This is a genomic window from Acidobacteriota bacterium, assembly GCA_016184105.1.
GTDB lineage: Bacteria > Acidobacteriota > Vicinamibacteria > Vicinamibacterales > 2-12-FULL-66-21 > JACPDI01.
The window spans coordinates 24,023-37,382 of sequence record JACPDI010000022.1; the positions used below are offsets into that span (position 1 = coordinate 24,023).

General features: G+C 69.2%; 18 protein-coding genes. 9 read left to right on the top strand and 9 right to left on the bottom strand.

Annotation, left to right across the window (positions count from 1 at the left end; genetic code table 11):
• From HYU53_08200 to HYU53_08210, 3 genes are read left to right on the top strand one after another with little or no spacing between them, the layout of a single operon-like run.
• Nucleotides 1–180: a hypothetical protein gene (locus HYU53_08200; GenBank protein MBI2221176.1), complete on the top strand. Its 180-nt coding sequence runs from the start codon at nucleotides 1–3 to the stop codon at nucleotides 178–180.
• On the top strand, nucleotides 177–1,754 hold the full coding sequence (locus HYU53_08205; protein ID MBI2221177.1) for an efflux RND transporter periplasmic adaptor subunit: 1,578 nt from the start codon (nucleotides 177–179) through the stop codon (nucleotides 1,752–1,754). Before HYU53_08200 ends, HYU53_08205 begins: the two co-directional genes overlap by 4 nt.
• 4 nt (nucleotides 1,755–1,758) lie before the next feature.
• Nucleotides 1,759–2,976: an ABC transporter permease gene (locus tag HYU53_08210; GenBank protein ID MBI2221178.1), complete on the top strand. Its 1,218-nt coding sequence runs from the start codon at nucleotides 1,759–1,761 to the stop codon at nucleotides 2,974–2,976.
• Here the strand turns inward: HYU53_08210 and folK are convergent.
• The 7 genes from folK to HYU53_08245 all read right to left on the bottom strand — a co-directional run bounded on the left by folK (nucleotide 2,963) and on the right by HYU53_08245 (nucleotide 8,163).
• A complete protein-coding gene (gene folK, locus HYU53_08215; protein MBI2221179.1) occupies nucleotides 2,963–3,421 on the bottom strand; it encodes a 2-amino-4-hydroxy-6-hydroxymethyldihydropteridine diphosphokinase in 459 nt (152 codons plus the stop codon). The two genes, HYU53_08210 and folK, sit on opposite strands and share 14 nt — an antisense overlap.
• Nucleotides 3,422–3,430: 9 nt before the next feature.
• Nucleotides 3,431–3,919 carry a hypothetical protein gene (locus tag HYU53_08220; protein ID MBI2221180.1) on the bottom strand — a complete coding sequence of 163 codons (489 nt, stop codon included), beginning with the start codon at nucleotides 3,917–3,919 and terminating at the stop codon, nucleotides 3,431–3,433.
• Nucleotides 3,916–3,990 carry a TraR/DksA C4-type zinc finger protein gene (locus HYU53_08225; protein ID MBI2221181.1) on the bottom strand — a complete coding sequence of 25 codons (75 nt, stop codon included), beginning with the start codon at nucleotides 3,988–3,990 and terminating at the stop codon, nucleotides 3,916–3,918. Before HYU53_08225 ends, HYU53_08220 begins: the two co-directional genes overlap by 4 nt.
• Entirely contained in the window at nucleotides 3,972–4,205 is a 234-nt protein-coding gene (locus HYU53_08230; protein MBI2221182.1) for a hypothetical protein, read from the bottom strand. Before HYU53_08230 ends, HYU53_08225 begins: the two co-directional genes overlap by 19 nt.
• Nucleotides 4,206–4,301: 96 nt before the next feature.
• Nucleotides 4,302–6,857: an FtsX-like permease family protein gene (locus HYU53_08235; protein MBI2221183.1), complete on the bottom strand. Its 2,556-nt coding sequence runs from the start codon at nucleotides 6,855–6,857 to the stop codon at nucleotides 4,302–4,304.
• Nucleotides 6,854–7,525 carry an ABC transporter ATP-binding protein gene (locus tag HYU53_08240; GenBank protein MBI2221184.1) on the bottom strand — a complete coding sequence of 224 codons (672 nt, stop codon included), beginning with the start codon at nucleotides 7,523–7,525 and terminating at the stop codon, nucleotides 6,854–6,856. The genes HYU53_08235 and HYU53_08240 overlap by 4 nt, the downstream gene beginning before the upstream one ends.
• Nucleotides 7,522–8,163, bottom strand: a complete 642-nt coding sequence (locus HYU53_08245; protein ID MBI2221185.1) for an arylesterase — start codon at nucleotides 8,161–8,163, stop codon at nucleotides 7,522–7,524. The genes HYU53_08240 and HYU53_08245 overlap by 4 nt, the downstream gene beginning before the upstream one ends.
• A 43-nt stretch (nucleotides 8,164–8,206) precedes the next feature.
• Between HYU53_08245 and HYU53_08250 the strand changes: the two genes are divergently transcribed.
• The 4 genes from HYU53_08250 to HYU53_08265 are packed head-to-tail and all read left to right on the top strand — an operon-like array spanning nucleotide 8,207 to nucleotide 10,193.
• Nucleotides 8,207–8,563, top strand: a complete 357-nt coding sequence (locus HYU53_08250; protein MBI2221186.1) for a carboxypeptidase regulatory-like domain-containing protein — start codon at nucleotides 8,207–8,209, stop codon at nucleotides 8,561–8,563.
• Between the two features lie 12 nt (nucleotides 8,564–8,575).
• Nucleotides 8,576–9,358: a metallophosphoesterase gene (locus tag HYU53_08255; GenBank protein ID MBI2221187.1), complete on the top strand. Its 783-nt coding sequence runs from the start codon at nucleotides 8,576–8,578 to the stop codon at nucleotides 9,356–9,358.
• On the top strand, nucleotides 9,334–9,546 hold the full coding sequence (locus HYU53_08260) for a L,D-transpeptidase family protein (GenBank protein MBI2221188.1): 213 nt from the start codon (nucleotides 9,334–9,336) through the stop codon (nucleotides 9,544–9,546). Before HYU53_08255 ends, HYU53_08260 begins: the two co-directional genes overlap by 25 nt.
• Nucleotides 9,543–10,193 carry a M23 family metallopeptidase gene (locus HYU53_08265; protein MBI2221189.1) on the top strand — a complete coding sequence of 217 codons (651 nt, stop codon included), beginning with the start codon at nucleotides 9,543–9,545 and terminating at the stop codon, nucleotides 10,191–10,193. Before HYU53_08260 ends, HYU53_08265 begins: the two co-directional genes overlap by 4 nt.
• A gap of 6 nt (nucleotides 10,194–10,199) precedes the next feature.
• On the opposite strand, the gene HYU53_08270 is transcribed toward HYU53_08265, so the two are convergent.
• Nucleotides 10,200–10,478: a hypothetical protein gene (locus HYU53_08270; protein MBI2221190.1), complete on the bottom strand. Its 279-nt coding sequence runs from the start codon at nucleotides 10,476–10,478 to the stop codon at nucleotides 10,200–10,202.
• Between the two features lie 53 nt (nucleotides 10,479–10,531).
• Between HYU53_08270 and HYU53_08275 the strand changes: the two genes are divergently transcribed.
• Entirely contained in the window at nucleotides 10,532–11,827 is a 1,296-nt protein-coding gene (locus HYU53_08275) for an amino acid permease (GenBank protein MBI2221191.1), read from the top strand.
• Nucleotides 11,828–12,910, top strand: a complete 1,083-nt coding sequence (locus tag HYU53_08280; GenBank protein MBI2221192.1) for an aminotransferase class I/II-fold pyridoxal phosphate-dependent enzyme — start codon at nucleotides 11,828–11,830, stop codon at nucleotides 12,908–12,910. It begins immediately after the preceding gene.
• Nucleotides 12,911–12,928: 18 nt separating this feature from the next.
• On the opposite strand, the gene HYU53_08285 is transcribed toward HYU53_08280, so the two are convergent.
• On the bottom strand, nucleotides 12,929–13,357 hold the full coding sequence (locus tag HYU53_08285; GenBank protein ID MBI2221193.1) for an OsmC family protein: 429 nt from the start codon (nucleotides 13,355–13,357) through the stop codon (nucleotides 12,929–12,931).
• Nucleotides 13,358–13,360 lie beyond the last annotated feature (3 nt).

The following is a 13,360-nucleotide window of genomic DNA, read 5'->3' on the forward strand; positions in this document are numbered from 1 at the left end:
GTGACCCGGCATCTCGTCGCGCTCGTCGTCCTGACCGTCGGCGTCGGCATCGGCGCCGGCGCGTATTACCTGACCCGGAGCGATGCGAAGCCGGAGGTCCTGACCGCCCCGGTCACGCGGGGCGACGTCATCGAGGCGGTGAGCGCCACGGGTGCGCTCGAGGCGGTCACTCGATCGTGAGGCGAGGCCAGGTCATCGCCAGGCTCGATCCGTCGCTGTTCCAGACCCAGATTGATCAGCAGCGGGCCAACCTGCTGCGGTCCGAGAGCGAGGTGGAGCGCCTGCGCGTCACGGTGGAAGACGCGCGCACGAAGCTCGCGCGCGCCGCGGAACTCTCCGAGCGGCAGCTGATTTCCGCCAGCGAGCTCGAGGCGGCGCAGGTGAACGTGAAGGCGGCGCAGGCGCAGCTCCAGGCCGCGCAGGCGCAGGTCACGCAGTCGCGTGCAAGCCTCAACCAGGCCGAGGTCAACCTTCGTCACACCGTGATCGACGCGCCGATCGACGGCATCGTGATCTCGCGCAACGTCGACGTGGGACAGACCGTCGCCGCCAGCATGCAGGCGCCGACGCTGTTCGTCATGGCTGCGGACCTGACGAAGATGAAGGTGAACGCGAACATCGACGAGGCGGACGTCGGGCGCATCCGCCCCGGCCAGCACGTGACGTTCCGGGTGGACGCCTACCCCACCGAGGAATTCGAGGGCACCGTGTCGCAAATTCGCCTGCAGCCGACGACGGTGCAGAACGTGGTGACCTACGCCACCGTCATCGACGTCCCGAACGGGCAGCTGAAGCTCAAACCGGGAATGACCGCGAACGTCTCCATCCAGGTCGCGCGCCGCACCGACGTGCTGCGGGCGCCCACCATGGCGCTGCGCTTCCGGCCCACGGCGGACATGTTCGCGGCGCTCGGCCAGGAGCCTCCGGCCAGCGGCACGGACGCGTGGCCACGGCCGCGCGGAACGTCCGGCGACACGGCAGCCATGGCCGGCGCGGATGGCGGTTCGGCGCCGCAGGCGGGGGCGCAGCGGCCGGCGGGGGGCCAGGGCCGTCCCGACTGGCAGAACATGACGCCCGAGGAGCGCCGCCGCCGCCTGGAAGAACGGCGGAAAGACGTGACGCCGGAAGAGCGCGAGCGGATCATGCGGAGGCGGGAAGGTGCTCTACGAGGGGCTCCAGGTGCTCAGGGTGCTCCACGTGCTGGAGGTGCGCCTCGCACGATCGACGCTCTGTTCGGCCCGCTGCCTCCGACCGAGTCAATCGGTCGGGTGTGGCGGTACGCGGACGGCCGGCTCACGGCAGTGCGCGTGCGGCTCGGCGTGACCGACGGCACGAACACCGAACTCATCTCGGGCGATGTGCCGGAAGGGGCGCCGGTGGTGACCGGCGTGCTCCTGCAGCCGGCCGGTCGCGCGACGCAAAGGGGGCGCCCGCTCGCCTCTCATGGGTCCGCAGCGCCCGCCGGGCGCGCAGCGCGGCCCGTCCGGGCCGCGGTAGCCATGGCCCTGATTTCGGTCCGCGAGCTCACCAAGACCTATGTCGTCGGCGAGGTGGACGTCCGCGCGTTGCGCGGCGTCACCCTGGAGGTCGGCGCCGGCCAGTTCGTCGCGGTCACCGGCCCGTCCGGGTCCGGCAAGTCGACGTTCATGCACATCCTTGGCTGCCTGGATCGGCCAACGAGCGGCCAGTACATCCTGGATGGGCGCGACGTCTCGGCGCTGTCGAGAGACGAGCTCGCCGGGGCCAGGGCCTGATCCCATGTCGCTGCTGATGATCCTCCGCATCCCCGTGACGGCGCTGGCGCGCAACAAGATGCGCACCACCCTGACGACCCTGGGCATGATCATCGGCGTCGCGGCGGTGATCACGATGGTCGCGCTCGGTCGCGGCGCGCAGCAGACGATTGAAGACCAGATCAAGTCGGCGGGCACGAACATGATCATGGTCATGTCGGGCAACTGGACCGTCGGCGGCGTCCGTCAGGGACAGGGGGCGTCGAGCTCGCTCACGCCTGAGGACGCCGAGGCCCTCAGGAACATCCCCGGCGTGCAGTACGTCGCAGCCGCCGCGAACACGCGCGCGCAGGTGATCGCCGGCAACCAGAACTGGCAGACGCGCGTCGAGGGCACCGACGTGGACATGCCGCTCATCCGATCGTGGCCGCCGACGTTCGGCGCGTTCTTCACGCCCCAGGACGTGTCCGGCGCGTCGAAGGCCGCCGTGCTCGGGTCGGTCACCGCCGAAGCGCTGTTCGGGCCGGACTTCGATCCGACCGGGCAGATCATTCGCATCCGCAATCAGCCGTTCAAGGTCGTCGGCGTCATGTCCAGCAAGGGCCAGTCGGCCATGGGCCAGGACCAGGACGACATCGTGTACGTGCCGTACACGACCGTGCAGAAGAAACTGCTCGGCATCCAGCACGTCCACAACATCATCGTGTCGGCCACGAGCGCCGCCGCCACCGCGTCGACCGCCGAAGCGGTCGCCGCCGTGCTGCGCGGGCGCCACAAGATCCCGCCAGGCGAGCCGGACGACTTCATGGTTCGCACGCTCGAGGAAATGGCGAGCGTGCGGACCGAAGCGACGCGCACCATGACCATGCTGCTCGCGGGCATCGCCGGCGTATCGCTCATCGTCGGCGGCATCGGCATCATGAACATCATGCTGGTATCGGTGACCGAGCGCACGCGGGAGATCGGCCTGCGGCTTGCGATTGGCGCGCGGGGGCGCGACGTACTGCTGCAGTTCCTTGTCGAGGCGGTCGTCATCAGCCTGTTCGGCGGCCTGCTCGGCCTCGCGCTCGGCTTCAGCGTCTCGGCGGGCATCCGCCAATTCCTGCAGTGGCCCGCGGTGATTCCGGCCGACGCGGTCGCGCTGGCGTGCGGGTTCTCGGCGACCATCGGCGTCTTCTTCGGGTTCTACCCCGCGCGGAAGGCGGCGCGGCTCGACCCGATTGAAGCGCTCAGGTACGAATGAGCGCCTCCAGTAGCTGAGCGGCCGTGCGGCCGGTCACCGGGTCGACCAGGCCTGGGGCCAATTCAACGAGCGGCTCGAGCACGAAGCGGCGCTCGCGGAAGCGGGGGTGCGGCACCTCGAGCGACGGCTCCTTCAGCACGACGTCACCCAGCAGGATCAAATCCAGGTCGAGCGTCCGCGGCGCCCCGGCGTGCGGGCGCGCGCGGCCACGCTCCCGCTCGATCGCGAGCAGCCGTTCCAGAAGCGCTCGAGGTTCGAGCGGCGTCCTGCCGATGACGATGGCGTTCAGATATGCCGGATCCGAGAGGCGCGCGGGGGGCTCGGGAGGCGTCTCACGGCAGGCCGAAACACGAACGCCGTCGAGCACGGCGCGAAGCCGGTCGACGGCGTGATCGAGATGCGAGGCGCGGTCGCCCTGGTTCGTGCCGAGCGCGATGACCGCCAGGCGCAGGACTTATTCCACCCAGCGTGCGGGCAATACGCCGCCGCCCGTGCCGGCCCCGTCCATCCGCCGGCCGAGCAGGTCGTCGCGTCCCGCGATCGCGAGCTCGAAGAACCGCTTGTGCTCGATGGTTTCGCCCAGGATGACCCGCAGCATGCCGCGGTGTCTCGCGTGCGTGACCTGCTCGACCCGCGGCCGCCAGCGATCGACGAACTGCTGCGCGGCGTCACGGTCGTCGCTCACGATGCGGCGTGCGGCCTCGGGTCCCTTGCCTTCGACGGACAGCTCCGGCTCAGCAACCTCGGCCAGCGCGCCACCCAGTTCGACGACCGCCGCCCGCAGCCATGAGAGCTGCAGGTCCTCGCGGTTGACGACGTACTGGTACGTGTTGTTGACCTCGTACGAGCTGATGAGGCGCGCCGCGGCGACGTGGCGGTTCCGCATGGCCAGCTTCTCGCCGCAGAACTCCTGCAGCAGCGCCCTGAGTTCGTTGGCAGTCACGAACTTTGCTTTTCCTGGCAGGTGATGCAGACGCGCGTCCACGGGATCGCATTCAGGCGCGCCTCCGAGATGGACTCGCCGCAATCACGACAGACCCCGTAGTGGCGTCGGTCTGTTTCAGCTTCAGCTGGATATGAACTTCGTTGTTTCCGTTGGCCTGGTCGGCGAGATCACCCTGCCGGGTGTTGGTGTCAATCGACGCCTGCAACGGCTTCGTGGCGCCGCCCGCGGCGAGTATCTCACCCCGCTTCCGCAGCAGCGCTTCCTTGTGGGACGTAAGGTCCATCGGTCTTCTCCCAGGGTGCCCGGACAACAGGTGATGATAGCACGTAACCCCATCACCGATGCGGCAACCGGCGCGGCCCGCGAAAGACCCGCAGCCTCATTCCGACCGCAGCGTCGACAGCGGTTTTTGCCGCAGCACCTCCAGGCTCGCGGCAACGCCGACCACGAGGACGAGGACCCCCGTCAGCGCGATGCCTGCGCCGGTAGTCCAGGGCGCGATGACCCAGGGGATCTCGAGCAGGCGGGTTGAAATGCTCCAGGCGAGCACCGTGGCGCCCACGGCGGCGATCACGCCGGCGAGCAGGCCGAGCAGGCCGTACTCGAACGCGAGCATGGCGGCGAGCGTCCTGGTCGTCGCCCCGAGCGTGCGGAAGATCGCGGCCTCGTACACCCGCTGGAACCGGGTCATGGCGACGGCGCCGGCCAGGATCAGCACGCCCGCAAACAGCGCCACGAACCCGACGACCGTCACGGCAAGGCTGACGTTCTCGACGATCGCCTGCGCGCGCTCGAACATCTCGCGGGCATCGACGATCGACACGTTCGGAAGCGCCGCGGCGACCTCGCGCTGCACGCGGGCCCGCGCCGCCGTGTCGGACGGCCCCTTCAGGAACCCGATGTAGGTGGCGGGCGCCCCCTGCAGCGCGCGCGGTTCGAAGACGAACATGAAGCCGCCGTTGCGTGACTCGCCCCAGTCCACGTCCCGCACGCTCCCGATCCGCGCCTCGAGCACACGGCCCATCACGTCGAACCGCATGATGTCGCCGACGCGGAGATCAAAGCGGTCGCGGAGAGATTTCTCGATCGAGACGTTCGATAGGTTCGATGGGTTCGAGGGGTTCGATGGGCTCGACGCCGCCAAGGTGCCTTCGAGGAGCGTTTCGTTCGGCTCGAGGCTGTCGCGATAGGTAATGACGTACTCGCGGCCGAGGGAGCCACGGCCGCGGACTTCCTCGTAGCTCTCCAGGTCGACGAGCTGGCCGCGCACGCCGGTCACGCGCGCGCGCAGCACCGGCACCAGCTTCGGATCGAGCGCTCCGGCTGCCACGACCGTCCGCCTGAGCGCGTCGCGCTGATCCGGCTGGATGTCGATCAGGAACATGTCCGGGGAGTCCTCCGTAAACTCGAGCCGGATCGCGTCGAGCAGGCCGATCTGCACCAGCCGGACGCCAAGCACGAAGAAGGCCCCGAGGCCGACCGCCATCAGGATCACGCGGGTCTGGTTGCCGGGCCGCCGCAAGCTCAGCACGGCGTGCCGCACGGCAAATCGCCGCGAGGCTGCCAGCGGCTCGACGAGCCGGACAATGCCCATTCCGGCGAGCGTCAACACACCGGCGAGCACCAGCAGGCCGGCGAGCACGGCGAGACCCGCGTTGAGCGATCCCGACTGCCACACGGCAATCGCACCGAGCAGCACGACCAGCGCGGTCGACGCCAGGAGCTTGACCGGATCGAACCGCGCCGGCCGCGTCTCGCTCAGCCCTTCTCGCAGCAGAATCAACGGCCGGATCCGGCGGACGTCCATCAGGGGGACCAATGCGAACAGGAGCGACACGAGCGATCCCACGGCGGCCCCCTGCACGACGGCCGCCGGCGTGAGCCGCACCGCGGGCCCGCCAAGCGCGGTCACCACGCGATCCGGAATCGCCGCCAGCCCGACCCACCCGATCGCGACACCCATGGCGCTCCCGGCAACGCCAAGCAGAAAAGACTGCAGGAGATAGGTGGAGAGCACCTGGCGGTTGGTCGCGCCCAGGCACTTCAACACCGCGATGCTGCGCAGCCGTTGCTGCAGGAACACGCGCGTCACGCTCCACACTCCGACGCCCCCCAGCACGACGATGATGAAGCCGATGAGGCTGAGGTAGTCCTCAGCGCGTCCGAGGTCCTCTCCCAACGCCTCCTCCGTGGATCGGTGCGATCGCACCGCCACGAAGCGGTCGCGGTACTTGTCGCGAATCTCCTTCGCAATCCGCTCGGCATCCGACTCGCGGCGGAGGCGGACCAGGACCTCGTGCCGGGCGCGACTGCCGTGCGCGAGCAACCCGCTGGCGCGGAGATCTTCGAGCGAGACCAGCACGCGAGGGCCGAAACTGAACGCACTGGGAGGCGAGCCCGGCTCCTTGGTGACAACGCCGCGGATCGTAAACGGCGTTCCGCCAAGCAGGATCCGGTCGCCGACGCGCATCTCGAGCTGCGCCAGGAGTTCCGGGCGGACGAGCGTGCCGCCGCCTCGCAACAGCGAGTAATCGTACCGGCCTCCCTCGACGACAACCTCGCCGTAAAGCGGGTACGCCGGCTCGATCCCGAGTAGCTCCACCATCCTCGCCACGGGACGCCGTTCCACCGCGGGCCGGGCCATCGTCGCCGTCTCGACCGACTCGGTGCGAATCGTCACGACGTCGGACGAGAGCCGCGCATCGACGTCGCGTTTGACGTCGGGGTCCCACGGCCGCCGCGTGGAGACCACCAGATCCGCGCCGAGCCACGTCCGGGCTTCGGCGACCAGCATTCCGCGCACGCTCTGGACAATCGACCGCAGCGCGACGATCGCGCCGACGCCAATCGCCACGCACACGAAAAAGAACAGCAGGCGGCGCCACGAAGCCCGCATCTCGCGGGCGGCCATGCGGACGACGAACGGGACGGTCACGCCGGAAGCCCTTCGACGACGCGGCCGTCGCGCAGCGCGATGGTGAACCGGGCCCGGCTGGCGATCTCCTGGTCGTGCGTGACCAGGACGAGCGTCGTGCCGCGCGACGCGTTGACCCGCTCGAGCAGATCCACGATCTGGCGCCCGGTGCTGGAATCCAGGTTGCCGGTGGGCTCGTCGGCGAGCAGCACCGGCGGATCGTTGGCCAGCGCTCGCGCGATCGCCACCCGCTGCTGCTCGCCCCCCGAGAGCTGCGACGGGTAGTGGTGCCCGCGCGCGGTCAGGCCCACTTCCTGGAGCAGGGACCGCGCGCGCGCGCCGGCGCCGGTGGCGCCCGCCAGCTCCAGCGGCACGAGGACGTTCTCGAGCGCGGTGAGCGACGGAATCAGGTGGAAGAACTGGAACACGAAGCCGATCTTCGCGCCGCGCAGGCGCGCGAGCCGGTCTTCGCCAAGCGCCGTGATCTCCGTGCCGTCGACCAGAATCCGCCCGGTCGACGGCGCATCAAGCCCGGCAATGAGACCGAGGAGCGTGGACTTGCCGCTCCCCGAGGGCCCCGTAATCGCCGCGAAGCTGCCGGCGTCAATCGACAGCGTGACGGGATGCAGGATGGTCAGGGGGCCGGATCCGCTCGTGACGGTCTTGGAGACTTCGTGCAATGCAATCATGTGTGGACCAACAACGGCTCCAGCGCGCGCCAGACCAGGTCGGCCACGCGGCGCGCCCCCTCGGCATTGGGATGGATGCCGTCTGCCTGGTTGAGCGCGGGATCGCCCGCCACTCCATCGAGCAGGAACGGCAGCAGCGTCGCGCCGTGTTCCTGCGCGACGTCCCGGAACACGGCACGGAAGGCGGAGGTGTACTCGGCGCCCATGTTCGGCGGCGCTTCCATGCCCGCCACGAGCACGATCACGCCGCGCTTCCGAGCGCTCTCGACGATAGCCGTCAGGTTCCTCCGCATTTCGGCGACCGGCAACCCTCGCAGGCCATCGTTCGCGCCGAGGGCGACCACGAGTACATGGACGTCATCGGAGAGCACCCAGTTCAGTCGCCTGAGCCCGCCCGCGCTCGTATCGCCTGAAACGCCCGCGTTGACGACGTCGAACGGCAACTGCGCCCGGTTGATTCGCTGCTGCAGCAGCGCCGGGAAGGCTTGATCGGCCGGCAGGCCCAGCCCCGCCGTGAGGCTGTCGCCAAGCACCACGATTTTCAGGCGAGAGTGCGGCGCAGCGGCCTCGCGCCCTGCCGGGCTTGTCTTCGGGAGCGGCGCATCGCTCTGCCCGCATCCGGGGGCGCCGGCGAGCAACGCAAGGGCGACGAGAAAGGCAGAAGCGTAACGCAATGAGCCTATGGTACTTCAGGCGCTGGACCGCCCAAATAGGTCGGATATAGAGTCACCCGCCGCCGAGCCCGGACCGGCCGGCGGATCGGTCCGCGGCCGCGTCGTCGACGCGAGCGGCGGCGTCATCGTCGGCGCGGAGGTGCAGCTCGAGCCGGCCGCGGGTGGCGCGACGGTTTCCGCCACGACCGATCGCGAAGGGTACGCCTTCGAGGCGGTGGCGCCCGGCGCGTACCTCGTGACCGTTCGCCACGCGTGGCCGCGCTCGCATCCGTTGCGCTGCTCTCCGCACTCGGGCCCGCGTGGCTTGCGGCCGGCTCGAGCTGGGCCTTTCCGGGCAGGCTTCTTGCTCGATCCGTCCTTTTGAAACGGAGGGCAGATGCCAACGGTGGTGAAGGATCGGGTGCGGATCGCCGCGATCGCAGATCTGCACTACACGCGCACGAGCCAGGGCAGCTATCAGCCCCTGTTCACACGGGTTACCGAAGACGCTGACATCCTGCTGCTCTGCGGCGATCTCACCGACTACGGGCTCGGAGACGAGGCGCGCCTGCTCGCCAAAGAGATCACGGCCTCGCTGAAGATTCCCGCCGTCGCCGTGCTCGGCAACCACGATTACGAGGCCGACCAGCAGCTCGAGATCCGCGACATCCTGTCCGGGGCCGGCGTGGTCGTGCTGGACGGCGATACGTACGAGCTGCACGGCGTCGGCTTCGCGGGCGTGAAAGGATTCGCCGGGGGCTTCGATCGCGGAACCCTGGGGCCGTGGGGTGAAGCCGCGGTGAAAGCGTTCGTCCGTGAAGCCGTGGACGAGGCGCTGAAGCTCGAGACCGCGCTGGCGCGACTGCGCACCGACACGCGCATCGCCATCCTCCATTACTCCCCGATCCGGTCCACAGTCGAGGGAGAGCCCGCGGAGATCTTTCCGTTCCTTGGCTGCAGCCGGCTCGAAGAGCCGATCACGCGGTACCCGGTCACTGCCGTGTTCCACGGGCACGCGCACCACGGCAGGGCCGAGGGGCGCACCCGCAACCAGGTGCCGGTCTACAACGTCTCGATGACGCTGCTGCGGCACCTGATGCCGGACAAGCCGTATCGGATCATCGAGGTTTCACGACCGGCAGCGAGCGCGACCCGCTGCCGATCGGCGAGTGGACAGTGACCGACATCCTGTGGAATCCACCATTCCACTACAACCCCGATCTCTTCTGGGACGCGGACCCCGGCACGCCGGAACCCGCGGCGGTCGGCAAGACCGCATCCCACGGCTGCGTTCGGCTCACGAATTGGGATGCGGCCCGCCTCGCCGCCCTCGCGCGACCGGGAACGCGGGTGATCTTCGAGCCATGACATTCCGGCCGCGGTATCCGAGACTCGTCATCGCCGTGCTCGGCTTCGCGAGCGGGGTCTTTGCGACGGCGTTGTTCGTCTGGCAGCAAGGGCCGTTCGTCATCGCGGCGCCGGAGCGCGCCGTCGGCGTCCAACGCGTGGCCTCCCCGGCCGACGCGCCCCCTGCGCCGGAGGGAACGTCCGGCAAGCCGGTGAACGCGGCGCGCGAGCTTGACGACCGGGGGCTCATGGTCCCCGTCGAAGGCGTGCAGCGCGAGGCGCTGGTCCAGACCTTTGACGATGCCCGCGGCGGCGGGCGCCGGCACGACGCGCTGGACATCCTCGCGCCGAGGCACACGCCCGTGCTGGCGGTCGAAGACGGCGTCGCCGCGCGACTGTTCAGGAGCGCGCAGGGGGGCATCACCATTTACCAGTACGATCCGTCGCACGAGTACGTCTATTACTACGCCCACCTGGACCGGTATGCCGAGAATCTCAACGAAGGGGATCGCGTCAGCCGCGGGCAGGTGATCGGCTACGTGGGCACGAGCGGCAACGCCACGAAGGGCACGCCGCATCTGCACTTCGCGATCTTCAAGATGACGGACGAAAAGCGGTGGTGGGAGGGAACCCCGATCGACCCTTACGAGATCCTGCGCAGGCGGTAGCCGGCCCTACACGGCGATGCGACGAGCCTGGCGCGGACGGGCATCCGGTACCCGCCAGCCTTGCGAGAGAAGCGCGTCGCGGAGCCTGAGCGACCGCTCCATCAGCACCGTGGCGTCGGTGAACGCCTCGACCTGCTCGCTGCCGTCGGGATGCGTGATGACCAGCTCGTACTCGGTGCCCTCTGTTGCGCGCCGAATCTCGTAGGAGAGGCGTGCCTGCTGGCGCTCGAAGAACCAGATCATGCCGCAGGATGTATCGGCCGCAGCGGCGTGGGCTTTAGGCACGAGGCGCCACGCGGGGTTCAGGGTTCAGGGTTTAGGGTGTAAAGTTCCGTGTCGTGTCGTTCCGGCGCGTTCTGACCCCTTTCGACGCCACGATGGTGGTCATCGGGGGCATCATCGGCTCCGGCATCTTCATCAATCCCTACATCGTCGCGCAGCGGCTTTCGAGCGGCCCGCTGGTGCTCGTGGCGTGGGTCGCGGGAGGTGCGATCGCGCTGGTTGGCGCGCTCGCGTACGCCGAGCTGGGCACCCGGTCGCCGAAGGCAGGCGGGCAGTACGTCTACCTGCGCGACGGTCTCCATCCCCTGCTTGGATTCCTGTACGGCTGGGCCCTGCTCGTGTCGATTGAAAGCGGCGCGGTGGCAGCCGTCGCGCTGACGTTCGCGCAATACGCGCTGCGGCTGGCCGGCGGCGCCGAATCCGCGGCGACGCCGCTGGCGGTTGCGGCGATTGTCCTGCTCTCGGGCGTCAACGCCGCCGGCGTGAAGCCGGGCAGCCGCGTGCTCAACGTGTTCGTCATCCTCAAGGTAGCGGCGCTCGCGGTGTTGATTGGGGCGGGGCTGTTCTTCGCGGGCAGCGGCACCTGGCGGCAGCAGACCCAGGCCGTGCCGCACGCGCCCCTCCTGGCGTTCGGCACCGCGATGGTGCCGATCCTGTTCGCCTACGGCGGCTGGCAGAACGCGAACTACGTTGCCGAAGAGATCGAGCGGCCGGAACGGACGCTGCCCCTCAGCCTGCTCGCCGGCACCGCGCTCGTCGTCCTCGTCTACGTTCTCGTGAACCTCGTGTACCTCCGCGCGCTGGGACTCGAAGGCCTGGCCGCGACAAGCACGCCGGCGGCGGATGCGGCGCAGCGCATGTTCGGCGGCGCGGGGCGGACGTTCGTCACGGCCGCCATCGCGATTTCCACCTTCGGGTTTCTCGATCTGGCGATCCTGGCGCCGACACGCGTGTACTATGCTGTCGCGGCCGACGGCGCCTTCCCGCAGGCGCTGGCGCGCCTTCATCCCCGCTTCGGCACGCCGGTCCTCGCCATCGCCCTTCAATCCGGGTGGTCGATCGCGCTGCTGCTGACGGGCAACTACGGCGAGCTGCTGAACACCGTGGTGTTCGCCGACTGGATCTTCTTCGGGCTGACGGTGCTGTCGCTCTTCGCCTATCGGAGCCGATCGCGCGGCGAAGCGACGGGCTATCGCATGCCGGGCTATCCGGTGCTCCCGGCGGCATTCGTCGCGGTCGCGGCGTTGATTGTCTACAGCGTCGTGCGGGCCGATCCGGTGCGCGCCGGCATGGGAGCGGTGCTGCTCGCCGCCGGGGTGCCTGTGTACTGGTGGTTCACGCGAGGACGATGAATGCGTTTCCAGGCTGCTTACATGACGTGGGCCAAAGCGCGGCCGCACGTTCGCGTCGACCTCGCCGTGAGCAACGTTCTTCCCTGCTCCGTCGAAGAGGTGCAGGGGGCCGCGGCCGCGCTCGATTTTTCCGGACGCAACGACGACGGCTTTCCGCCGCTCCTCGACGCGATCGCGAACCGCTACGGCGTGGCCGCCGATCGAGTGGCGACGGCGATCGGCACGTCGGGCGCGAACTTCCTCGCCGCGCTGGCGCTGGTCGGACCGGGAGACGACGTCCTGGTGGAGGGACCCGCCTACGATCCGCTGCTCGCCATTCCCCGGGCGCTTGGCGCGAACGTCGTTCGCTTCGCGCGCCGTTTCGAGGACGGCTTCGCCATCGATCCCAATGCGGTCAGGCGCGCGATGACGCGCGCGACGAAGCTGATCATCCTGACGCAGCCGCACAACCCCAGCGGCGGCCTGACGCCGGACGGGGACCTCGCCGCCGTCGCGCACATCGCTGCGGAGCACGGCGCGTTCGTGCTCGTCGACGAGGTCTACCTGGATGCCGCGCGCGGCTGCGGCGCGCCACCGGCCGCCGGCATCGCCGATAACGTGATCTCCACCAACAGCCTCACCAAATCGTATGGACTGGCTCCGCTGCGCTGCGGGTGGGCGATTGCATCGGCGCCGGTTGCCGAGCGCATCCGCCGGGCGCGCGACGTCGTGGACGGCACGGGATCGATCCCCGCCGAGCGGCTGTCGGTGATCGCCTTCAGCCAACTCGAGCGGCTGGCCGCGCGCGCGCGCGCGATCGTGGAACCAAACGTGGCAACCCTGCGCGGGTTCCTCGCGGCGACACCTGAGCTGCAGGGATTCGTGCAGCACGGGACTGTCGCCTTTCCGCGCTTGAGCTCAGGTGGGGACGCGACGATATTTGCCGAGCGGCTCGCCCGCGAGCGCGAGACGGCGGTTGTGCCCGGGAGGTTCTTTGAAGCGCCCGCACACTTCCGGATCGGGATCGCCGTTGCGCCGGACGTCCTGGCCCAAGGCCTCTCCGCAATCTCCGCGACGCTGCGCTCCGAGCCGCGAATCCCCTGAAGCCGGACGCCTGATCCCTCAGGACTTCAGGCTGACGTTCACCGCCACACCCTGACGAATGCTGGCCGTCACGGTGCAGAAATCTTCGAACAGGGTTGCGCAGCGCTCGAACTTCGCGGAGTCGGCGTCCGCAAACGAGGGCTCCAGCGCGACGTCGATGTGAGAGATGCGCAGCCGCCCTCCCTCGCTTCTCGACGTGTGCGTGGTGACCGTCGCCGCCAGCCCGGTCACGTCGGCGCGCGACTTCTTCAGGCAGAACATCAGGCTCGCGGCGAGGCAGTTTCCCACCGCTGCCGCGAGCATGTCCAGCGCGTTCGGACCCGTCGCGTTCCCCAGGGGCGCCGGCTCGTCGAGAACGATCTGGGGCGCGCCGGGAACGCTCTCGAACGTCGCCCGGCACCGATATCCCTCCTCGAACTTCAACGTGACGGTGTGCGTATCAGCCATCCT

Bases quoted from the DNA above. Each gene is read 5' to 3' on its own strand.
- HYU53_08210 (MBI2221178.1), top strand. From the start codon at position 1,759: ATGTCGCTGCTGATGATCCTCCGCATCCCCGTGACGGCGCTGGCGCGC.
- HYU53_08230 (MBI2221182.1), bottom strand. From the start codon at position 4,205: ATGGACCTTACGTCCCACAAGGAAGCGCTGCTGCGGAAGCGGGGTGAG.
- HYU53_08240 (MBI2221184.1), bottom strand. From the start codon at position 7,525: ATGATTGCATTGCACGAAGTCTCCAAGACCGTCACGAGCGGATCCGGC.
- HYU53_08250 (MBI2221186.1), top strand. From the start codon at position 8,207: ATGGTACTTCAGGCGCTGGACCGCCCAAATAGGTCGGATATAGAGTCA.
- HYU53_08255 (MBI2221187.1), top strand. From the start codon at position 8,576: ATGCCAACGGTGGTGAAGGATCGGGTGCGGATCGCCGCGATCGCAGAT.
- HYU53_08265 (MBI2221189.1), top strand. From the start codon at position 9,543: ATGACATTCCGGCCGCGGTATCCGAGACTCGTCATCGCCGTGCTCGGC.
- HYU53_08280 (MBI2221192.1), top strand. From the start codon at position 11,828: ATGCGTTTCCAGGCTGCTTACATGACGTGGGCCAAAGCGCGGCCGCAC.
- HYU53_08285 (MBI2221193.1), bottom strand. From the start codon at position 13,357: ATGGCTGATACGCACACCGTCACGTTGAAGTTCGAGGAGGGATATCGG.